A 17,192-nucleotide genomic window follows, 5' to 3' on the forward strand; every position below is an offset into this window, starting at 1 on the left:
TAAAATGGTTAAAGTGCCCCCGGAGCACCGTGCCCCGAAGCTTTAATGGTGCGCTACTCGCTGTAGCCGAATCGGCGTAGCAGCTTCTGGTCAGTTCGCCAGTTCTCGTTCACGCGCACGTATAAATCAAGAAATATCTTTTTCTGGAAAAACTCTTCCATGTCCACGCGGGCCTGCATGCCCACTTTCTTCAGCGCCTCGCCTTTGTGGCCGATCACAATGCCCTTCTGGCTCTTGCGCTCCACGCTGATCTCGGCCCGGATGCGGATGATCTCCTCTTCCTCTTTGAACTCCTCCACTACCACCTCGCAGCTGTAGGGAATTTCTTTTTTGTAGTTGAGCAGGATCTTCTCGCGAATGATCTCCGACACGAAGAAACGCTCCGGCTTGTCAGTCAGTTCATCTTTCGGATAAAAAGCCGGGTGCTCGGGCAGCAGCGCCAGCAAACGGGCAAACAACTGCTCCACACCGAAGTTGTGCAATGCCGAAATCGGATGAATCTCAGTCGGGTTCATCTTCTCCTGCCAGTAAGCCACCTTCTCGTTCACTTCCTCTTCTGTAGCCTGGTCGATCTTGTTGATGAGCAGCAGAATAGGCACATTGGCGTGCTGCAAACGCTTGATCACGTCGTCCTCGTCGTGCTTCTCGTAGATGTCCGTCACAAACAGGATGATGTCGGCATCCTCGAGTGAGGTGCGCACAAAACTCATCATCGACTCGTGCAAGGCATACTGCGGCTTGATGATGCCCGGCGTATCGGAGTACACGATCTGGAAATCATCGCCGTTCAGAATACCCATGATGCGGTGGCGGGTAGTCTGGGCTTTGGACGTGATAATAGAAAGCTTTTCCCCTACCAGGGCGTTCATGAGCGTGGATTTGCCTACGTTTGGCTTACCCACTATACTGACAAAACCGGCTTTGTGCGGAGTTTCGGACATACGCTAAAATTTAAGGACGCAAAATTACTTCTTTTTTTACGAAACACGGTGAAAATGTGTGGATTTAGGATTTTTGATTAAGTGATTGTGTGAATTGTTGATTGTTGTTCATGCACGGTTCGGACTGGTTACGACCTTTCCCTGCTACTGCTATACCTGTTGGGGGATGTCTAAGACCTCAAAGCATGTACAGCTCCTGCTGATGTCTTAACCAAAATATCCGGCTATACCTATACCTATACCTATACCTATACCTATACCTATACCTATACCTGCTTATCCACCGCCAATCTGTTAGACGCTTGTGGGTTTGAAGACACCGCGAGGTCAGCGAACTCCTGAATACTTTGCGCAGTGCATTTTCAAACATTTCCGACCCTTTTTGGCTTTATACCCTGCCCTTCTCTATCAGGGCATAGAAACTATCGATCACAACTAACTCGTTATACTTCGTATCTTTGTAGAGCAACAGCACTTTTATCAGTTTAGATGAAGAAGAAATCAACCGGAAAGATCGGGGTCCTGCTGGTGAACCTTGGTACGCCGGATACGCCTAATACTCCTGATGTAAGAAAATACCTTCGCGAGTTCCTCCTGGACCCGCGTGTGATGGACATAAACCCTGTGGGCCGCTATGCCCTGGTCAACGGCATTATCGCTCCGTTCCGGGCTCCTAAGTCAGCCAAGGTATACCAGCAACTCTGGACCGACCGCGGCTCCCCGCTCATGTTTCACGGACTCGACCTACAGGCCAAGCTTCAGACCGCTCTGGGCGAAGACTACCATGTGGCTTTCGGAATGCGTTACCAGAGCCCGAGTATTAAGAGTGCTCTGGAAGAGCTGCGCGAGAAGAGTGTGGACCGTATCGTGGTGGTGCCGCTGTTCCCGCAATATGCCGCCGCGACCACAGGTTCGGTGCAGGAAAAAATCATGGAAATCGTAAAGGACTGGTGGATCATCCCGAGCATCAACTTCATTTCCTCTTACTGCGATGATCCAGGCTTTATCAACGCCTTTGCCGAGCTGGGCAAAAAGTACATGGCCGAAGACGAATACGATCACTTCGTATTCAGCTATCATGGGGTGCCGGAGCGCCAGGTGCTCAAGGGCAGCGACCACGGTTACTGCAAGCTGGGCTCCTGTTGCAACAGCTACAACAAGCGCAACAAATACTGCTACCGCGCCTCCTGCTTTGTTACTTCCCGCTTGCTGGCTGAGCAACTTGGTCTGCGCGAAGACCAGTATACCGTCGCGTTCCAGTCGAGACTACTGAGCGATCCCTGGCTGCAACCTTACACCGACGACATCCTGAAGACCATGCCTGCTAAGGGCATCAAGAAAGTACTTGCCTTCAGCCCTGCCTTCGTAGCCGACTGCCTGGAGACCACTATTGAGGTGGGTGAAGAGTTCAAGGAGATGTTCGAGCACGCTGGTGGCGAGAAATGGGTGCTTGTCGAAAGTCTCAACTCCAGCGACACCTGGGTAGAAGCCCTCAAAAACATGGTACTGGAGAATTAGTGCGATTTGAAAATTTGAAGATGTGGAGATTTGAAGATGTCTCTACAGGCATAACACCTCGTCAGGTATAGCACCTTGGAAAATATAAAACGGAAGCGCCGCTGCAGAATTTTGCAGCGGCGCTTCCGTTTTCAATGCATTATCATCGTAGACTCAGGTATAAATGGTTAGACTGCGGCTTAAGTCTCTTAGGTCCTGGATCGAGAAATTCATCTTCAAATTTTCAAATCTCCAAATTTGAAACCTAAATTCGCTTGAAGTCGACCCAATAATCGGAAGCGGTATCTGAATATTCTCTGATTTTCTGAAGCAGCACTCCCGGATCACTTTCCACAATCAGGTTTTCACGATGGTCAAGCTTTACGAAGCCCTCGCTTACCGTGTGGTCGATCATCTCGAAAAACTTGTCCCAGTAGCCGTTGATGTTGTAGAAGGCCACTGGCTTTTTGATGATCCCCAGCTGGTTCCAGGTGATGATCTCGCAGATCTCGTCGAAGGTGCCAAAGCCGCCCGGCATGGCCACAAAGGCATCGGATCGGGCTGCCATAATGGCCTTGCGCTCGTGCATGGTCTCCACTACGATCAGTTCCTGCAAGCCTCTATGTGCCACCTCCCTGTCTACCAGGCTCTGTGGGATAACGCCTATACCTACACCTCCTTCAGCCAACACGGCATCCGCAATCACCCCCATCAAGCCCACATTGCCTCCACCATACACCAGCTTTATACCTTGTGTGGCCATCAACTCACCTAGCCGCGCCGCGGCATCGCTATACGCCGGGTTTATACCTGTATTGGCTCCACAAAAAACGCCTATACTTCTCATATATTAAATTTATTCTGTTTTGGTCTTTCCCTGATCAAGAAAGGCTCCAACATTCCTGCTGAAGCCTTTCCGTATTGACAGTAAACTGCGCCTATACCTAGGCCAGCTCTTTCTTATACATTTTGGCAACTGTCTCAGCCACGTAGTCAATTTCTTCTACGGTGTTATACTTGCTGAAAGAGAAGCGCACCGAGCCACGGCTTGGGTCAACGCCCAACGCGCGCAGCACATGCGATCCCGCATTGGCCCCGCTGCTGCAGGCGCTTCCGCCCGAAGCTGAGATTTTGGCGATATCCAGGCTAAACAACAGCATCTCGTTGATGTCTGAGGCTGGCAGGCTCACGTTGAGTACCGTGTAAAGGCTCTTGTCTCCGAACTCCGACATACCGTTGAAACTCACATCCTCCATCTGCTCGCGCAGTTTGTAGATCATGCGGTCTTTCAAGCCCTGCATGTGCTTTTGGTGCTCAGCCATGTCGCGGTAAGCGATTTCCAGCGCTTTGGCCAGACCGATAATACCATACACGTTCTCGGTGCCGCCACGCATGTTACGCTCCTGCGAGCCTCCCTGAATCAGCGGCTGGATCTTCGTCTCGGCATCGCAGTACAGAAAGCCCACCCCTTTCGGTCCGTGGAACTTATGTGCTGAGCCTACCAGGAAATTGGCACCGATCTGCTGTACATCGTGCTTGTAGTGCCCCATGGTCTGCACCGTGTCAGAATGGAAGATCGCATCGTACTTTCTGCAGATCTCACCGATCTTCTCAATATCGTTGAGCGTGCCGATCTCATTATTGGCGTGCATGATCGAAACGATGGTTCGGGGTTGGTTTGCCAGCAATTCCTCCAGGTGCTCTAGGTCCAGGTTGCCGCGCTCATCGTGACGCAGGTAGCTCAATTGCACAGCACCCTGCTTTTCCAGCATCTCCATGGTGTGCAGCACGGCATGGTGCTCCAGCTTGGTCGTAATGGCATGCTTTATACCCAGCGATCGGCAGGTACAGACAATGGCCGCATTATCAGCCTCTGTGCCGCCGGAGGTAAAAAACACTTCGGCAGGCGACGTGTTCAGCAATGTAGCTACCGTGCGACGGGCTTTTTCGATGGCGGACCTTACCTCGCGCCCATGGGAATGGATGGAAGAAGGGTTGCCGAAATGCTCCAGCATAAAGGGGGCCATCGCTTCAAAAACCTCTTTGTCCAGAGGAGTGGTAGCTGCATTATCTAAATAAACACGCATGATTTGTAAGATTGAATTCTACTTATACGAACTACTAAAGTACAAAAAAAAGTTGCGCCACCGGACAAAAACATGGTTTCTCCCGTGACGCAACCTCTGGTTACTTGCTAAAAAATATGCTACAGCAACAACACATTATGCCTTGGCTGAGATAATCTCTTTGATGTCAGCAATAATTTTATTGGCCAGGTGCTCGGCCGTAGCGTTGCTCTCTGACTCGGCATAAATGCGGATGATCGGCTCGGTGTTGGACTTGCGCAGGTGTACCCACTCTTTGTCAAACTCGATCTTCACGCCGTCAATCGTATTAATCGGCTGCTTGGCATAACGCTCCTGCATTTGCTGCAGCACATCGTCCACGTCCACATCCGGAGTCAGCTCAATCTTATTTTTAGAGATATGGTAATTCGGGTAGCTGGCACGCAGGCGCGTCATGCTCATACCTGACTTGGCCAGGTGCGTCAGGAACAGGGCTATACCTACCAGCGCATCGCGACCGTAATGCAGCTCAGGGTAAATAATACCGCCGTTGCCTTCACCACCGATAATGGCATTCTCTGCCTTCATCATGTTCACCACGTTCACCTCGCCTACAGCAGCAGCAAAGTAGTTGCCACCAGCCTTCTCGGTCACGTCGCGCAGCGCTCTGGTTGATGACAGATTTGACACCGTATTGCCTACCTGGTTTTTGAGCACATAATCAGCTACGGCTACCAAGGTATACTCTTCGCCAAACATACTGCCGTCTTCGTTGATCAGGGCCAAGCGGTCCACGTCCGGATCTACTACTATACCTAAGTCGAACTTGCCTTTCTCGATCACACGTGCAATCTCGCGCAGGTTTTCGGGCAGCGGCTCGGGGTTATGCGGGAAGTTTCCGTCCGGCTCGCAGAACAGTTTTTCCACTTTGTGTACGCCAAGCGCCTCTAGCAGCATAGGGATGGCTATACCTCCGGAAGAGTTCACACAGTCGATAGCCACGCTGAAATCTTTTTCTTTGATGGTGTTCACATCCACAAGTGGCAGGGCCAGAATAGCATCGATGTGTTTCTGCAAGGCTTCGTCGTCGCGCTGGTAGCTACCTAAGTCGTTTACCTGCGCAAACTCAAAGGCCTCCTTGTCCGCCAGCTCCAGCACCAGTTTGCCTTCAACGTCAGAAATAAACTCTCCCTTCTGGTTAAGAAGCTTGAGTGCATTCCATTGTTTGGGGTTATGACTTGCCGTCAGGATGATACCGCCACCAGCCTTGTAGTCAGGCACCGCCATCTCCACGGTAGGGGTAGTCGACAGGCCCAGATCGACCACATTTATACCTAGCCCCTGCAGGGTGGCACACACTAGTTTGTTCACCATGTCACCAGAGAGGCGGGCGTCGCGTCCCACGATAATGGTATTGTTGCCGGTCGTCTGCAATACCCAGGTACCGAAAGCGGCGGCAAACTTCACCACATCCACCGGCGTAAGCGCGTCACCGGCCTGCCCTCCAATCGTACCCCTGATTCCTGAAATTGATTTTATTAAAGCCACTGCTAGATTATTTATTTCAGCTGCAAAAGTAATAATTTAGAATTAAGGTTTAGCAGTTTATGGAATTTAGCTGCTTGCTGCATCTTATATTTAAATGCATCCGAGCGTGGGTATGGCCACGGCATGGCAATAGAACATCGCCCCGGATGATTTTATTATCTTTGTGTTCATGAATGAAACGCAAAAATTTGAAGACAGCCCACGCGGGCGCCAGCTACAGGCCTTTAACCGCCTGCTGGATGTGATGGACGACCTACGCGAGAAATGCCCCTGGGACAGAAAGCAGACCATCGATAGCCTGCGGCACCTGACCATAGAAGAGACCTATGAGCTATCTGATGCCATTATCCGACAGGATATGCAGGAGGTCAAGAAGGAAATCGGCGACATCATGCTCCACATGGTGTTTTATGCCAAGATCGCCTCCGAGCAGCAGGCTTTCGACATAGCCGATGTGCTTAACTCGCTCTGCGAAAAGCTCATTTTCAGACATCCGCACATCTATGGGGATGTTACCGCTAACACGGAGGAAGAGGTAAAGCAGAACTGGGAGCGTCTGAAACTGAAGGAAGGCAACAAGTCGGTGCTGGGTGGCGTACCAAGCTCACTCCCAGCGCTGGTGAAGGCCATGCGCATACAGGAGAAGGCCCGAGGCGCGGGCTTCGACTGGGACGACAAGTCAGAGGTATGGAAGAAAGTACAGGAGGAGCTGACCGAGTTTGAGTCAGAGTTTAACATCACGGAGGGGCAATCTATTGACCAGCAGAAAGCGACCGGCGAATTTGGAGACCTGCTCTTTTCGCTAATCAACTTTGCCCGTTTTATTGACATAAACCCGGAAGAAGCACTTGAAAAGACGAACCTGAAATTTATAGACCGCTTCCAGTATATGGAGGAAGAAGCAGCTAAAGACGGCAAAAGACTTCAGGACTTGTCCTTAAAAGAAATGGACATTTACTGGAATCAGGCAAAAAACAGATAGGCATGCATACAAATTTAGTAAACATGCACTATATTTAAGCCTTCAACTGTTCCCATACCTGATTCAAACAAACTTATTCGTGTTTAATTTTTTGTCACCAGCTAGTTTGAATACCTTCTTCTTATCATAATATTACCCGGCCTGAATTATTACTATTACAGGAATCTCAAAATTACGTATGTTAATGCAACTTACCGGCAGAGTTCGCTGCCGAGAGGGAGAGCATGAAGTAACTAGTTAAAAGATACCGCAATAGCGTTGTTCTGGAGTTGATAAGACGTTCGGAGTTTAAACTTTGGATAAGACTTTAAAATAAAATACATTTGTAAAGCCGCAATATTTGCCTTTAGCAAAAGCAAATAAATACTTATTCTGGACAGACTTTGCGGTATTTTGACCTGTTTTTTCAAAATTAAAAGCCGTATATCGTTTGAAAATTGCGGAAAAAGCAGAAATTGCAAAACCAATGAAGAACTAAATCCGAAACAATTACATTTTTATATTACACAATCGATTTTAATTACAACACAAACAGCTAAACTTTAAACTTTTAAACAAAATGGAAAAAAAGACTGCAGTAGTGAGCAAAGATGCTAATGTAGAGAAAAAGCCTAGCCCAATTGGCGGCGTGTTTGCAAGTATTGTTATTCCACTTGCGCTGATAGCATGTGTGCTTATCTATATGTTCGTTTTTGGCAATCCTGCCAACTTCGAAGGTAACGACCCGAACAACCACCCACTTCCAGGCAACTACCTTGGCATCGTTTATAAAGGTGGATGGGTAGTACCTATGTTGTTAACACTTAACCTACTCGTATTCATTTTCGCTATCGAGCGTGCTCTTACAATCAGCAAAGCAAAAGGAAAAGGCGGCGTAGCTCAATTCGTGCGCACGATTTCTGCTAAACTGAAGCAAAACGACATCAACGGCGCTATCGCTGCCTGCGACGCTCAGAAAGGATCTGTTGCTAACGTAGTAAAGGCTGGTCTGTTGAAGTACAAGGAAATGCAGAACGAGCCGGAACTGTTGAAAGCAGAGAAAGTAGCCGCTATCCAGAAGGAAATCGAAGAGTCTACTTCGCTTGAGCTGCCAATGCTAGAGAAAAACCTGGTAGTTATCTCAACTATCGCCTCTATCTCTACACTGGTTGGTCTGATCGGCACAGTACTTGGTATGATCAAGGCCTTCTCGGCTCTTGCAACTTCAGGTGCTCCTGACTCTGTAGCGCTTGCAAACGGTATCTCTGAGGCCCTTATCAACACAGCCCTTGGTATTACTGGTTCTACGATCGCGATCATCGCTTACAACTACTTTACAAGCAAAATCGACGAGCTTACTTACGGCATCGACGAAGCAGGCTTTAGCATGGTGTCTACTTTCACGTCTCAGCACGAAACACCAGCTGCAAGACCACACACTGTATAAGTTAAACCGTATTTAACCAGATAAGATGCCTAAAGTAAAAGTAAAAAGAACGGCCCCTTCATTGGACATGACGCCAATGGTGGACTTATTCTTCTTGCTGGTTACTTTCTTTATGCTGACTGCAACAGCCCGTCCTGACGAGGCTGTTATAGTAGACACTCCTTCATCTGCTTCAGAAATCAAGATCCCGGACACTAACGTAATTACTATTACGGTTGATAAAAATGACCGTGTGTTCTTTGGGGTAGACGGGCAGCATACAAAGGAAGTATTGCTTGACAGAATTGCTAAGAACTACAATATTGGCTTTACCGAGGAGGAGCGAAAAACATTCTCTCTTCTCAGCAACTTCGGGGTGCCAATTAACCAACTAAAAGGTTACCTGGCAATGGAGTCAAATGATCGTAAGGAGGTAAACCAGCCGGGGATTCCGATTGATTCAACACGTAATGAACTTGGCGACTGGGTTCTGCAGACACGTCTTACTAACCCGCAAGTGGTAATTGCCATCAAGGGTGACCAGGACGTAAGCTACCCGACAGTAAAGCGAGTGATGGACATTCTACAAGAGAAGAAAGTAGACAGGTTCAACCTCATTACGGACATGGAGATGAAGCCTACGAACTAATAATTAGAAAGGAGATAAGAAAATGGCAGAAATGCAACAACAGGCCGACTCTGGCGGCAAAGGCGGGAAAAAACGCGCCAAACGCCAGTCGACCAAAATTGACATGACACCGCTGGTAGACCTTGCCGCCCTTCTGATTACGTTCTTCATGCTTACCACAACCTTCAACAAGCCGCAGACGATGGAAATCAACATGCCGAAGAAGGTTGACAACCCAGAGGAGCAGATAGCATTGAAAGCCAGTAACGCCATGACTATTATACTTGGCCCTGACGACGATCTATACTACTACTTTGGTTTGGCAGAGGATAATCCGGAGATTGTGGAGTCGAGCTACGCCGCCAACGGTATCCGCCAGGTACTGTTATCGTCTAGAGTAAAATCGAACGACATGATGACCGTTATGGTAAAGCCAATGGAGAACTCACGCTACAAGAACATGGTGGATATCCTGGACGAGTTGAAAATAACGGATACCAAGAGGTTTGCGATGGTAGAAATAGCCGAGTCGGACAAAAAATTGGTACAAGAACAAATTGGGAATTAAGATATGGAAGTAAGTAAGTTAGAAAAAGCATCGCTCGATGACATCGTCTTTGAAGGACGAAACAGAGCATATGGTGCCTACCTACTTCGCCAGATTTACAATAAGCATATCACAATTGCCGCAACTGTAGCAATTGCATTGTTCTTCCTTTTCCTTAGCATTCCTTTGATCACCAAAATGATCAAGGGAGACCAGGAAGAAGAGCAAGTGGTTGACCGTATTGTAACAGAAGTAGACCTGGCTCCGCCACCACCACTGGATGAAGCAACGCCGCCGCCGCCGCCGCCGCCACCACCAGATCTTCCACCGCCGCCGCCGCCAGTACGTGCACAGGTAAAGTTCACGCCTCCGGTAGTGAAGCGTGACAACGAGGTACAGGAAGAAGAAAAAGTGCCAGATCAGTCAGAACTGGAAGACGTAGACATCGGAACCAAAACGGTAGAAGGTGTTAAAGGCGCCCCGCTTGATCTAGGCGATATCGACGGTACCAGCGATGTAGTTGCTGAAGTAGTAGAAGAGAAGCCATATACTTACGTGGAGCAGATGCCTGAATTCCCAGGCGGAGAAGGCGAAATGATGAAGTATCTTGGCAAGAACATCCGCTATCCAGCTGCCGCACAGCGTGCCGGTGTAGAAGGCCTGGTAGTTCTTTCGTTCGTAGTCAGCCGAACAGGCGAGATCTCAGAAATTGAGGTTGTAAAAAGCCTAGGCTCAGGTACTGACGAAGAAGCCGTTCGCGTTGTGAAAACAATGCCGAAATGGTCTCCAGGAAAGCAGAACGGTAGATCAGTACCAGTTCGCTATACCTTGCCGGTTCGATTTGCTATCAAGTAAGTCTTATTCCATACCAGTAAAAAGGCCCTCTCACGAGGGCCTTTTTTTATTTATACCTGATAAAGTGTATTATACCTGTAACTAACAACTCATACCTGGTTGCAATAACTCAGACTTAACGAAAAAACCGCTATCCAATCATAAGCATCCGATTTAACCAGTCTTTCTAAAGCCTCTTAAAAAATTTAACCCAATTTGTGGAATAACGGCAAGTGGTGCATCTAATAAGAAAAAGCAGGTATAACTGCCCCACCTCTAAAACCCACATGCCATGAAAGAGAGCTATTTATTCGACACGACCTTCAACAATGTAGTGTTTGCCGCCCGAAATAAAGCCTATGGAGCCTACGAGCTGAGGCAGGAGTACAGCAAGCACATAATGGCAGCAGCAATTGTTGCAATAAGCCTTTTCGCTACAGGGCTGGGATGGCCTCTGCTCATGCCTGTACAGGAAAAAGCTTCCATCAACCCAGAAACAACAGACAAAGACAAGGGCCGCGTGGTCATCGAGGAGTTGATCTTACAGCCGCCACCTGCAGCCGACCCTGAACCAGCGCAACAGGCACCTCCTCCTGCCACTGAAGAACAGGTCAAAACGGTAAAGAGTATAACAACCAGGGTAGTGCCAGACTCGCACCCCGGACCAGATGAAGCGCCACCAACCCAGCAGGAGATGGAAGGAGCTGTTATCGGCACCCAAAATATAGCGGGAGTAGCGCCGAATAATTTGAACCTGGCAGGTATAGACGGTAATGGAAGCGCCGGTTCCGTTGGCACAGGAGAGAGTGAAAGCAATAGCGTATTCGACTTTGTAGAGGAGATGCCCTCATTTGAGGGAGGTGAAGCTGCACTAATGCGACACATCAGCAAAAAGATCCGCTACCCAAGACAAGCGATAACAGAGCAGATAGAAGGTATTGTTGTAGTGAGCTTTGTGGTGAACAGAAACGGCAAGGTAACGGAAGCTACCGTTTTGAAAGGCTTAGGTTACGGAACAGATGAAGAAGCACTGCGCGTTATCCAAAGTCTGCCCGATTGGTCGCCTGGCAAGCAAAACGGAAAACCGGTAGCAGTACGCTATACCGTACCAATCCGATTCAACTTGCAACGATAAGTTTGAATATAAAGTATAAAGCAGAAGCTAAACTACACATAGCATGGCTTCTGCTTTAATTTTTAAAGTATAAACCTTAAATTTAGGCCTACATATATAGGCAAACCTGAACATGCTACGACCACGGAGAGGAGACGAGAGAACGTCCGTTAATGCATTCAATAAATTCGCACGCTATTTCGGCATGCTGATGACATTGGTTTACGTAGCGGCTGGGTTGTTTTTGCTGCTGATGGATACGGAAAAGTATAACATAAACATGTCAGATCAGGCACGAACAATTTTTGGCGGGATACTCATCCTTTATGGCCTCATAAGATTTATCAGAGCGTATCAGGTTAATTCCAAATCAAGGAGAGACAGACAAGATGATTAAAGCAGCCAAGGTGTTAATCCTGGGGCTCGGGCTGGCAGTGTTAGCTAGCTGCAGCGGCGACCCCAAGACACAGCGCGACACCTCTACGACAGGTACCATCGGCATTAGCGTAGACGAAACCCTCCAACCAATTATTGAAAGTCAGGTACATGCATTTGAAGGTATCTACCGCTATGCTAAGCTAAATGCGCAGTACAAGGCAGAAGGCAAAGTATTTAATGACTTACTAGATGACAGCACCCGCATTGCGATCGTGTCGCGTAAACTGACAGATCAGGAGAAAGCTGTTTTTGACCAGAGAAAAATAACGCCCAGGTATACCAGAATCGCTATTGATGCCGTTGCACTTATTGTGAATAACAAAAATCAGGATACGCTCCTGACGATGAATCAACTGCGTGACATCCTGTCCGGAAAGATCACCACCTGGAAGCAACTGAACCCTGAGAGCAGCTTACGGGATATTGCGCTTGTGTTTGACAACAATAACTCCAGCACGGCCAGGTACATGCGCGACACGTTGATAGCAGGCCAGCCCCTGCCTCCAACAGCCACCGCCAGTAACTCTCACCCGGCGTTGATCGATTATGTAGCCAAAAACGAGAACGCAATTGGTGTTATTGGAGTGAACTGGATAAGTGACCGGGACGACACGACTTCCGTTAATTTCCTCAATAAAATAAAAGTGGTGGGAATCAGCAAAGAAGATAACCCAATAACAACGGACAGTTACTTTCAACCGTATCAGGCTTACATCGCACAAGGCGAATATCCGCTCAGAAGATTCTGGTATATCATTAGTACTGAGGGCCGTGCGGGTCTTGGCACAGGTTTTGCAGCTTACGTAGCAAGCGATCGCGGCCAACGTATTATATTAAAGTCTGGGCTTGTGCCTGCCACTATGCCTGTGCGCATCGTTGGCTTTAACAACAGACCGAGTAAATTTCAACAAGATTAAAACAAACAGTAATAACACAACCTAAATTAAACAAACAATGACAAATAACTGGAAATATGCTTTGCTGGTAGCTGCCATGTTCCCGACAGCAGCGGCATTCGCGCAGTCTGGCGATCAGGGCCGCAGAGCGGCTGAACTGGGACGCTATCAGGAGGCTAAGTCTATTTATAAATCTCAGTTGAACAACAAAAACGCTGATAACGCATATTTTGGACTGGGTGATGTATACCTGCGTTCTGAAAACGTGGACTCAGCTGCCTACTACTTCAATCAGGGCTTGGCAAAGAACTCAAAATCTGCCATCAACATGGTTGGTTTGGGTAAAGTGGAGATGGCCAAAGGCAACCGCGCTGGCGCTGAGAAGCACTTTGCCGACGCGATGAAGCGTGGTAAGAAAGATGCTTTCGTACTGGCAAGTATTGGTGAGGCCTATCTGAAGGCTCCTGAGGCAACAGAGCAGGATTACAACAAAGCAATCGAATACCTGAAGCAGGCTGTTGATCGTGATAAGAATAACGCTGAGGCTTACCTGCTGATGGGCGATGCCTATCTGAAACTGGGTAACGGTGGACAGGCTATGACAAGCTACGACAATGCCATCCGCATTAACGACAAGTCACCGAAAGCCCACCTGAAAAGAGGACAGCTGTATACCAGCTCACGTAACTACAACGAGGCAGAAGAGGCTTATAAGAAAGCGATCGAACTGGATCCGAACTATGCTCCTGCCTACAGCGACCTAGGCGAGCTTTACTACTTTGCCGGCCAGTACGACAGAGCACTGTCTACGTTCAAGCAGTTTGTAGACATGTCTGAGAACACGCCTGAAACCCGTGCAAAATATGCGTCTTTCCTGTTCTTGACAAAAGACTACGAAGGAACACTACGCGAGGTACAGGAAGTTCTGAAAACCGATCCTAACAACAAGACGATGAACCGTCTGTTGGCGTACTCATACCTGGAACTTGGCAAGCCTGAAGAAGCGCTTAAAGCCATGGAGAACTACCTGAGCAAGGTTGACCAGAACAACCTGATCGCAAGCGACTACGAGTACTATGGTAGAATACTGGCTAGAAACAACCAGCCAGCAAAAGCTGTGGAGAACCTGGAGAAGGCGATCGCGATGGAGCCAACCAAGCCGGAGCTTTACTATGACCTGGCTAACATGTACGCCCGCGAAAAGCAGTTTGACAAAGCTGTAGAGGTTTACAACAGAAAGCAGGAGAAACTAGGTGCGTCTAATACAGACTACTTCCACCTGGGTAACGCCTACATGATGGCGGAGCAGTTTGAAAAGGCTGACGAGACTTACAAGAAGATAACGGACGCTAACCCTACTTATGCTTACGCTCACATTTGGAGAGCCCGTGCGCAGGCTAACCTGGACCCTGAAACAGATAAAGGTCTGGCAAAGCCTCACTACGAAGAGTTCATCAAACTGACTAACGGTGAGACAGAGAAGTATAAGAAAGAGCTGATCGAAGCGAACACTTACTTGGGTTACTACTACTACCTGAAAGGCGAGCGTGACAACGCCGTGAAGTACTGGACGGAAGTGAAGACTCTAGACCCAACTAACACGCAGGCTGAAACAGCTCTGGCTGAGATCAACAAGACAAATACTCCTAAAAAGAAGCGCTAATTTTAATTAGACCGCTCGATCATAGAGAAGCCCGCTCCATCAGGAGCGGGCTTTTTGTTTCTATACCTGCATGGATCGCTACCGACCTAACATGCATCCTAGATACTGCAGCTATTTAAATGCAACTGCTTTGCCCCAAAGCCTATCGGGACAGATGCGATATGTTCTGCTATACCTTAAATCGAGTAATGTTCACCTATACTTTACTGGTTTTCATAAAGCGACCATTTTTCCAGTACTGCCTGAAAATCTGCAGGTAATTCAGAGTTAAATTGGATAAACTCTTTTGTGGTGGGGTGGATGAAACCGAGCGATTTGGCATGTAGTGCCTGTCGCGGCATCAGTTTAAAGGCATTCTCCACGAAAGTCTTATATGAACCAGTTGGCATACCCTGTAGTATCTTATCCCCCCCGTATGTCGCGTCCGAGAATAGCGGGTGCCCCAAGTATTTCATGTGTGCTCTGATTTGGTGCGTTCTGCCTGTCTCCAGGTTACACTGCACCAGCGAAGCGTACTTAAACTTCTGCAGTACCTTGTAATGAGTAACGGCATGTTTACCGAATTCTCCGTTCGGGTATACGGTCATGACCCTTCTGTCTTTTGCACTTCGGCCCACGTGGCCCACAATCGTGCCGGCGTCCTCCTTTGGCACGCCCCACACCAAAGCATAATAAGTTCGCTCAATCGTGTGCTTAAAAAATTGCTTAGCCAAAAAAGCCATGCTATACTCTGTTTTCGCTATCACAAGCAACCCAGAGGTATCTTTATCAATACGGTGCACAAGTCCTGGACGCCCTTCTCCGTTGCGGGTGGTAGGCAACTGTTGCAAGTGGTAGGTAAGTGCATTCACCAGTGTGCCGGTCCAGTTGTTATACCCTGGGTGCACGACCATACCAGGCTCTTTGTTAATGATCAGCAACTCATCATCTTCATAGATAATGTTGATCGGTATATCCTCCGGAATAATTTCGGTGTCACGTGGCGGCGTAGCGAGGGTAATGGTGATCACATCGAGCGGTTTCACCTTATAGCTCACCTTCACCGGCTTCTGGTTTACCTGCACCGATTCGGAGCGTATAGCGCCTTGCAGTTTGTTGCGGGTCACGTTAGGCAGCCGATCCATCAGAAACTTATCGATCCGAAGCAGTGCCTGCCCCTTGTCCACCACAATGCGGTGGTGTTCGTACAGTTCGTCCGAATCCTCTATACTGTCCTGCTCTTCTTCTTCAAAGTCAATCACGGTACTTGCTTTAGGTATAAACAAAAAGAAAGCCGAGGTATAGAACATCGGCTTTCCTGAACTCACAAAGGAGTGTTACTTATTTTTTCTTTTTGGCTGGCGTAGTAGTTGCTGGCTTAGCGGCGGCTGGTTGCTGCTGCTGTGGCTGAGCCTGCTGCGCTGCGGCTGGCTGTTTGGTAGGGTCTACACCCAGTTTCTTGAACACCAGGTTGTTGATGCTGCCGCTCTCAGGACCTTCCAGAATAGCTTGCTCGCTCAGGATATAAAGGTATCCGTTCTCTTTGGCTACTTCTTTAATGGCGTTCTCGATTTTAACCAGCACAGGCTGAATCAGCGACTGCTCTTTTTCACGGATAGACATCTGCGCATCGTACTGGAACTTCTGGATAGACTGCTCCAGGTTCATCAGTTCACGCTCTTTGTCTTCACGCACTACTTTGTCCATCGTAGATGCGCCTTTCTGGTATGCCTGTAACTTTGTGTTATACTCTGTTTCTTTTGAAGCGAACTGCTCTTGCAGCTTCTGACCATATACTTCCAACTCTTTCTGCATAGAGGCTCTTTCTGGCATCTTGCTCAGAATCTCTTCTACGTTCGCATATCCTATCTTAGTCGCCTGCTCGTTCGTCTGTGCAAAAGAGGCAAAGCTGATAAAGAAAAACGCTACTACTAAAAATTTGATTTTGTTCATGATTGGATGGTTAATTTGTTATTGTTGTTTAGTTGTTTGACTTCTTTTTTGTCGGAGGTGTTTTTTTCTTTTCCTGCTGCTGTGTTTGGCTCTCCTCGTTCTGTATACCTGTTTCAGGCAGACTATCCGGATCTTCCACTAACGCGTCTGCCGGCTGCTTGCCAGGCACATTCTGCTTATCGGTTGCAAGGCCCAACTCTTCCAACACATACTCCGTGTAGTCGTGTACCGGATTGGTATAGATCATGATCAGGTCTCCTGACTTATCAAATACCGTTTGCAGGCCTTTCGCCTTCGCAACTTTCTCTACCGCCGTAAACACCTCGTCCTGAATCGGTCTGATCAGGTCCTGGCGACGCTTGAACATCATCCCTTCAAAACCGAAGACCTTGCGCTGGTATTCCCGCACCTCGTTTTCTTTGCGGGTAATTTCTGCCAGGCGCTTCTTCTTCATCTCTTCCGTCAGAAGCACTTCTTCGGCCTTGTAGTCTTCCTTCATCTTGTCCACCGCCTGGTGCATTCCTTCTATCTCCTTCTGCCAGGCTGCACTCTGCTTGTCCAGCTCCACCTGCGCCTTGGCGTAGGCCGGCATCTTGCTCAGGATAAAGTTAGAATCAATATAGCCAAACTTCTGCGCCTGCGAAACAGTCGTCAGCAAAAATCCAGCTAAAAAGATGAACAAAAACTTCTTCATACTAATT

Annotated in this window: 16 protein-coding genes; 9 read left to right on the forward strand and 7 right to left on the reverse strand. The window is 48.2% G+C overall.

What is annotated here, in order from left to right; all coding sequences use genetic code 11:
• Nucleotides 1–53: 53 nt before the first annotated feature.
• Nucleotides 54–941, reverse strand: a complete 888-nt coding sequence (era, locus tag B0B12_RS19250; RefSeq protein ID WP_076672323.1) for a GTPase Era — start codon at nt 939–941, stop codon at nt 54–56.
• 489 nt (nt 942–1,430) lie between these two features.
• Between era and hemH the strand changes: the two genes are divergently transcribed.
• Nucleotides 1,431–2,459, forward strand: coding sequence for a ferrochelatase (gene hemH / locus B0B12_RS19255; RefSeq protein WP_076672325.1), 1,029 nt, complete (start codon nt 1,431–1,433; stop codon nt 2,457–2,459).
• Between the two features lie 244 nt (nt 2,460–2,703).
• Here the strand turns inward: hemH and B0B12_RS19260 are convergent, their stop codons facing one another.
• The 3 genes from B0B12_RS19260 to glmM all read right to left on the reverse strand — a co-directional run bounded on the left by B0B12_RS19260 (nt 2,704) and on the right by glmM (nt 6,052).
• A complete protein-coding gene (locus B0B12_RS19260) occupies nt 2,704–3,285 on the reverse strand; it encodes an LOG family protein (RefSeq protein ID WP_076672327.1) in 582 nt (193 codons plus the stop codon).
• A 97-nt stretch (nt 3,286–3,382) separates the two neighbouring features.
• Complete coding sequence (locus B0B12_RS19265) at nt 3,383–4,525, reverse strand: cysteine desulfurase family protein (protein WP_076672329.1); 1,143 nt, start codon at nt 4,523–4,525, stop codon at nt 3,383–3,385.
• Nucleotides 4,526–4,660: 135 nt separating this feature from the next.
• Nucleotides 4,661–6,052 (reverse strand): phosphoglucosamine mutase, encoded by a 1,392-nt coding sequence (gene glmM, locus B0B12_RS19270; protein WP_076672331.1) that lies wholly within the window; start codon nt 6,050–6,052, stop codon nt 4,661–4,663.
• 169 nt (nt 6,053–6,221) lie between these two features.
• Between glmM and mazG the strand changes: the two genes are divergently transcribed.
• The 8 genes from mazG to B0B12_RS19320 all read left to right on the forward strand — a co-directional run bounded on the left by mazG (nt 6,222) and on the right by B0B12_RS19320 (nt 14,559).
• Nucleotides 6,222–7,034, forward strand: coding sequence for a nucleoside triphosphate pyrophosphohydrolase (gene mazG, locus B0B12_RS19275; RefSeq protein ID WP_076672431.1), 813 nt, complete (start codon nt 6,222–6,224; stop codon nt 7,032–7,034).
• Nucleotides 7,035–7,593: 559 nt separating this feature from the next.
• Nucleotides 7,594–8,460, forward strand: coding sequence for a MotA/TolQ/ExbB proton channel family protein (locus B0B12_RS19285; protein WP_076672335.1), 867 nt, complete (start codon nt 7,594–7,596; stop codon nt 8,458–8,460).
• Between the two features lie 25 nt (nt 8,461–8,485).
• A complete protein-coding gene (locus B0B12_RS19290; RefSeq protein ID WP_076672337.1) occupies nt 8,486–9,088 on the forward strand; it encodes an ExbD/TolR family protein in 603 nt (200 codons plus the stop codon).
• Between the two features lie 22 nt (nt 9,089–9,110).
• On the forward strand, nt 9,111–9,635 hold the full coding sequence (locus B0B12_RS19295; RefSeq protein WP_076672339.1) for an ExbD/TolR family protein: 525 nt from the start codon (nt 9,111–9,113) through the stop codon (nt 9,633–9,635).
• A 177-nt stretch (nt 9,636–9,812) separates the two neighbouring features.
• A complete protein-coding gene (locus tag B0B12_RS19300) occupies nt 9,813–10,469 on the forward strand; it encodes an energy transducer TonB (RefSeq protein WP_244554780.1) in 657 nt (218 codons plus the stop codon).
• Nucleotides 10,470–10,740: 271 nt separating this feature from the next.
• On the forward strand, nt 10,741–11,583 hold the full coding sequence (locus B0B12_RS19305; RefSeq protein ID WP_076672343.1) for an energy transducer TonB: 843 nt from the start codon (nt 10,741–10,743) through the stop codon (nt 11,581–11,583).
• A 368-nt stretch (nt 11,584–11,951) separates the two neighbouring features.
• The gene (locus tag B0B12_RS19315; protein ID WP_076672346.1) at nt 11,952–12,917 is read left to right on the forward strand and encodes a PstS family phosphate ABC transporter substrate-binding protein; all 966 of its coding nucleotides are present in this window, start codon (nt 11,952–11,954) and stop codon (nt 12,915–12,917) included.
• A gap of 37 nt (nt 12,918–12,954) precedes the next feature.
• A complete protein-coding gene (locus tag B0B12_RS19320) occupies nt 12,955–14,559 on the forward strand; it encodes a tetratricopeptide repeat protein (RefSeq protein WP_076672347.1) in 1,605 nt (534 codons plus the stop codon).
• Nucleotides 14,560–14,762: 203 nt separating this feature from the next.
• Here the strand turns inward: B0B12_RS19320 and B0B12_RS19325 are convergent, their stop codons facing one another.
• Genes B0B12_RS19325 through B0B12_RS19335 form a run of 3 tightly spaced genes read right to left on the reverse strand, consistent with a single transcriptional unit; the run spans nt 14,763 to nt 17,185 of the window.
• Nucleotides 14,763–15,848: an RluA family pseudouridine synthase gene (locus B0B12_RS19325; RefSeq protein WP_083704323.1), complete on the reverse strand. Its 1,086-nt coding sequence runs from the start codon at nt 15,846–15,848 to the stop codon at nt 14,763–14,765.
• Nucleotides 15,849–15,879: 31 nt separating this feature from the next.
• Nucleotides 15,880–16,491 (reverse strand): OmpH/Skp family outer membrane protein, encoded by a 612-nt coding sequence (locus tag B0B12_RS19330; protein WP_076672348.1) that lies wholly within the window; start codon nt 16,489–16,491, stop codon nt 15,880–15,882.
• Between the two features lie 28 nt (nt 16,492–16,519).
• Nucleotides 16,520–17,185 carry an OmpH/Skp family outer membrane protein gene (locus B0B12_RS19335; RefSeq protein ID WP_076672349.1) on the reverse strand — a complete coding sequence of 222 codons (666 nt, stop codon included), beginning with the start codon at nt 17,183–17,185 and terminating at the stop codon, nt 16,520–16,522.
• Nucleotides 17,186–17,192 lie beyond the last annotated feature (7 nt).

This window comes from Pontibacter indicus, assembly GCF_900156345.1.
Lineage (GTDB): Bacteria > Bacteroidota > Bacteroidia > Cytophagales > Hymenobacteraceae > Pontibacter > Pontibacter indicus.

What these genes read in the sequence shown, in the direction of transcription:
- era (WP_076672323.1), bottom strand. Translation starts at nt 941, where the DNA reads ATGTCCGAAACTCCGCACAAAGCCGGTTTTGTCAGTATAGTGGGTAAG.
- hemH (WP_076672325.1), top strand. Translation starts at nt 1,431, where the DNA reads ATGAAGAAGAAATCAACCGGAAAGATCGGGGTCCTGCTGGTGAACCTT.
- B0B12_RS19260 (WP_076672327.1), bottom strand. Translation starts at nt 3,285, where the DNA reads ATGAGAAGTATAGGCGTTTTTTGTGGAGCCAATACAGGTATAAACCCG.
- B0B12_RS19265 (WP_076672329.1), bottom strand. Translation starts at nt 4,525, where the DNA reads ATGCGTGTTTATTTAGATAATGCAGCTACCACTCCTCTGGACAAAGAG.
- mazG (WP_076672431.1), top strand. Translation starts at nt 6,222, where the DNA reads ATGAATGAAACGCAAAAATTTGAAGACAGCCCACGCGGGCGCCAGCTA.
- B0B12_RS19285 (WP_076672335.1), top strand. Translation starts at nt 7,594, where the DNA reads ATGGAAAAAAAGACTGCAGTAGTGAGCAAAGATGCTAATGTAGAGAAA.
- B0B12_RS19290 (WP_076672337.1), top strand. Translation starts at nt 8,486, where the DNA reads ATGCCTAAAGTAAAAGTAAAAAGAACGGCCCCTTCATTGGACATGACG.
- B0B12_RS19295 (WP_076672339.1), top strand. Translation starts at nt 9,111, where the DNA reads ATGGCAGAAATGCAACAACAGGCCGACTCTGGCGGCAAAGGCGGGAAA.
- B0B12_RS19300 (WP_244554780.1), top strand. Translation starts at nt 9,813, where the DNA reads ATGATCAAGGGAGACCAGGAAGAAGAGCAAGTGGTTGACCGTATTGTA.
- B0B12_RS19305 (WP_076672343.1), top strand. Translation starts at nt 10,741, where the DNA reads ATGAAAGAGAGCTATTTATTCGACACGACCTTCAACAATGTAGTGTTT.
- B0B12_RS19315 (WP_076672346.1), top strand. Translation starts at nt 11,952, where the DNA reads ATGATTAAAGCAGCCAAGGTGTTAATCCTGGGGCTCGGGCTGGCAGTG.
- B0B12_RS19320 (WP_076672347.1), top strand. Translation starts at nt 12,955, where the DNA reads ATGACAAATAACTGGAAATATGCTTTGCTGGTAGCTGCCATGTTCCCG.
- B0B12_RS19325 (WP_083704323.1), bottom strand. Translation starts at nt 15,848, where the DNA reads ATGTTCTATACCTCGGCTTTCTTTTTGTTTATACCTAAAGCAAGTACC.
- B0B12_RS19330 (WP_076672348.1), bottom strand. Translation starts at nt 16,491, where the DNA reads ATGAACAAAATCAAATTTTTAGTAGTAGCGTTTTTCTTTATCAGCTTT.
- B0B12_RS19335 (WP_076672349.1), bottom strand. Translation starts at nt 17,185, where the DNA reads ATGAAGAAGTTTTTGTTCATCTTTTTAGCTGGATTTTTGCTGACGACT.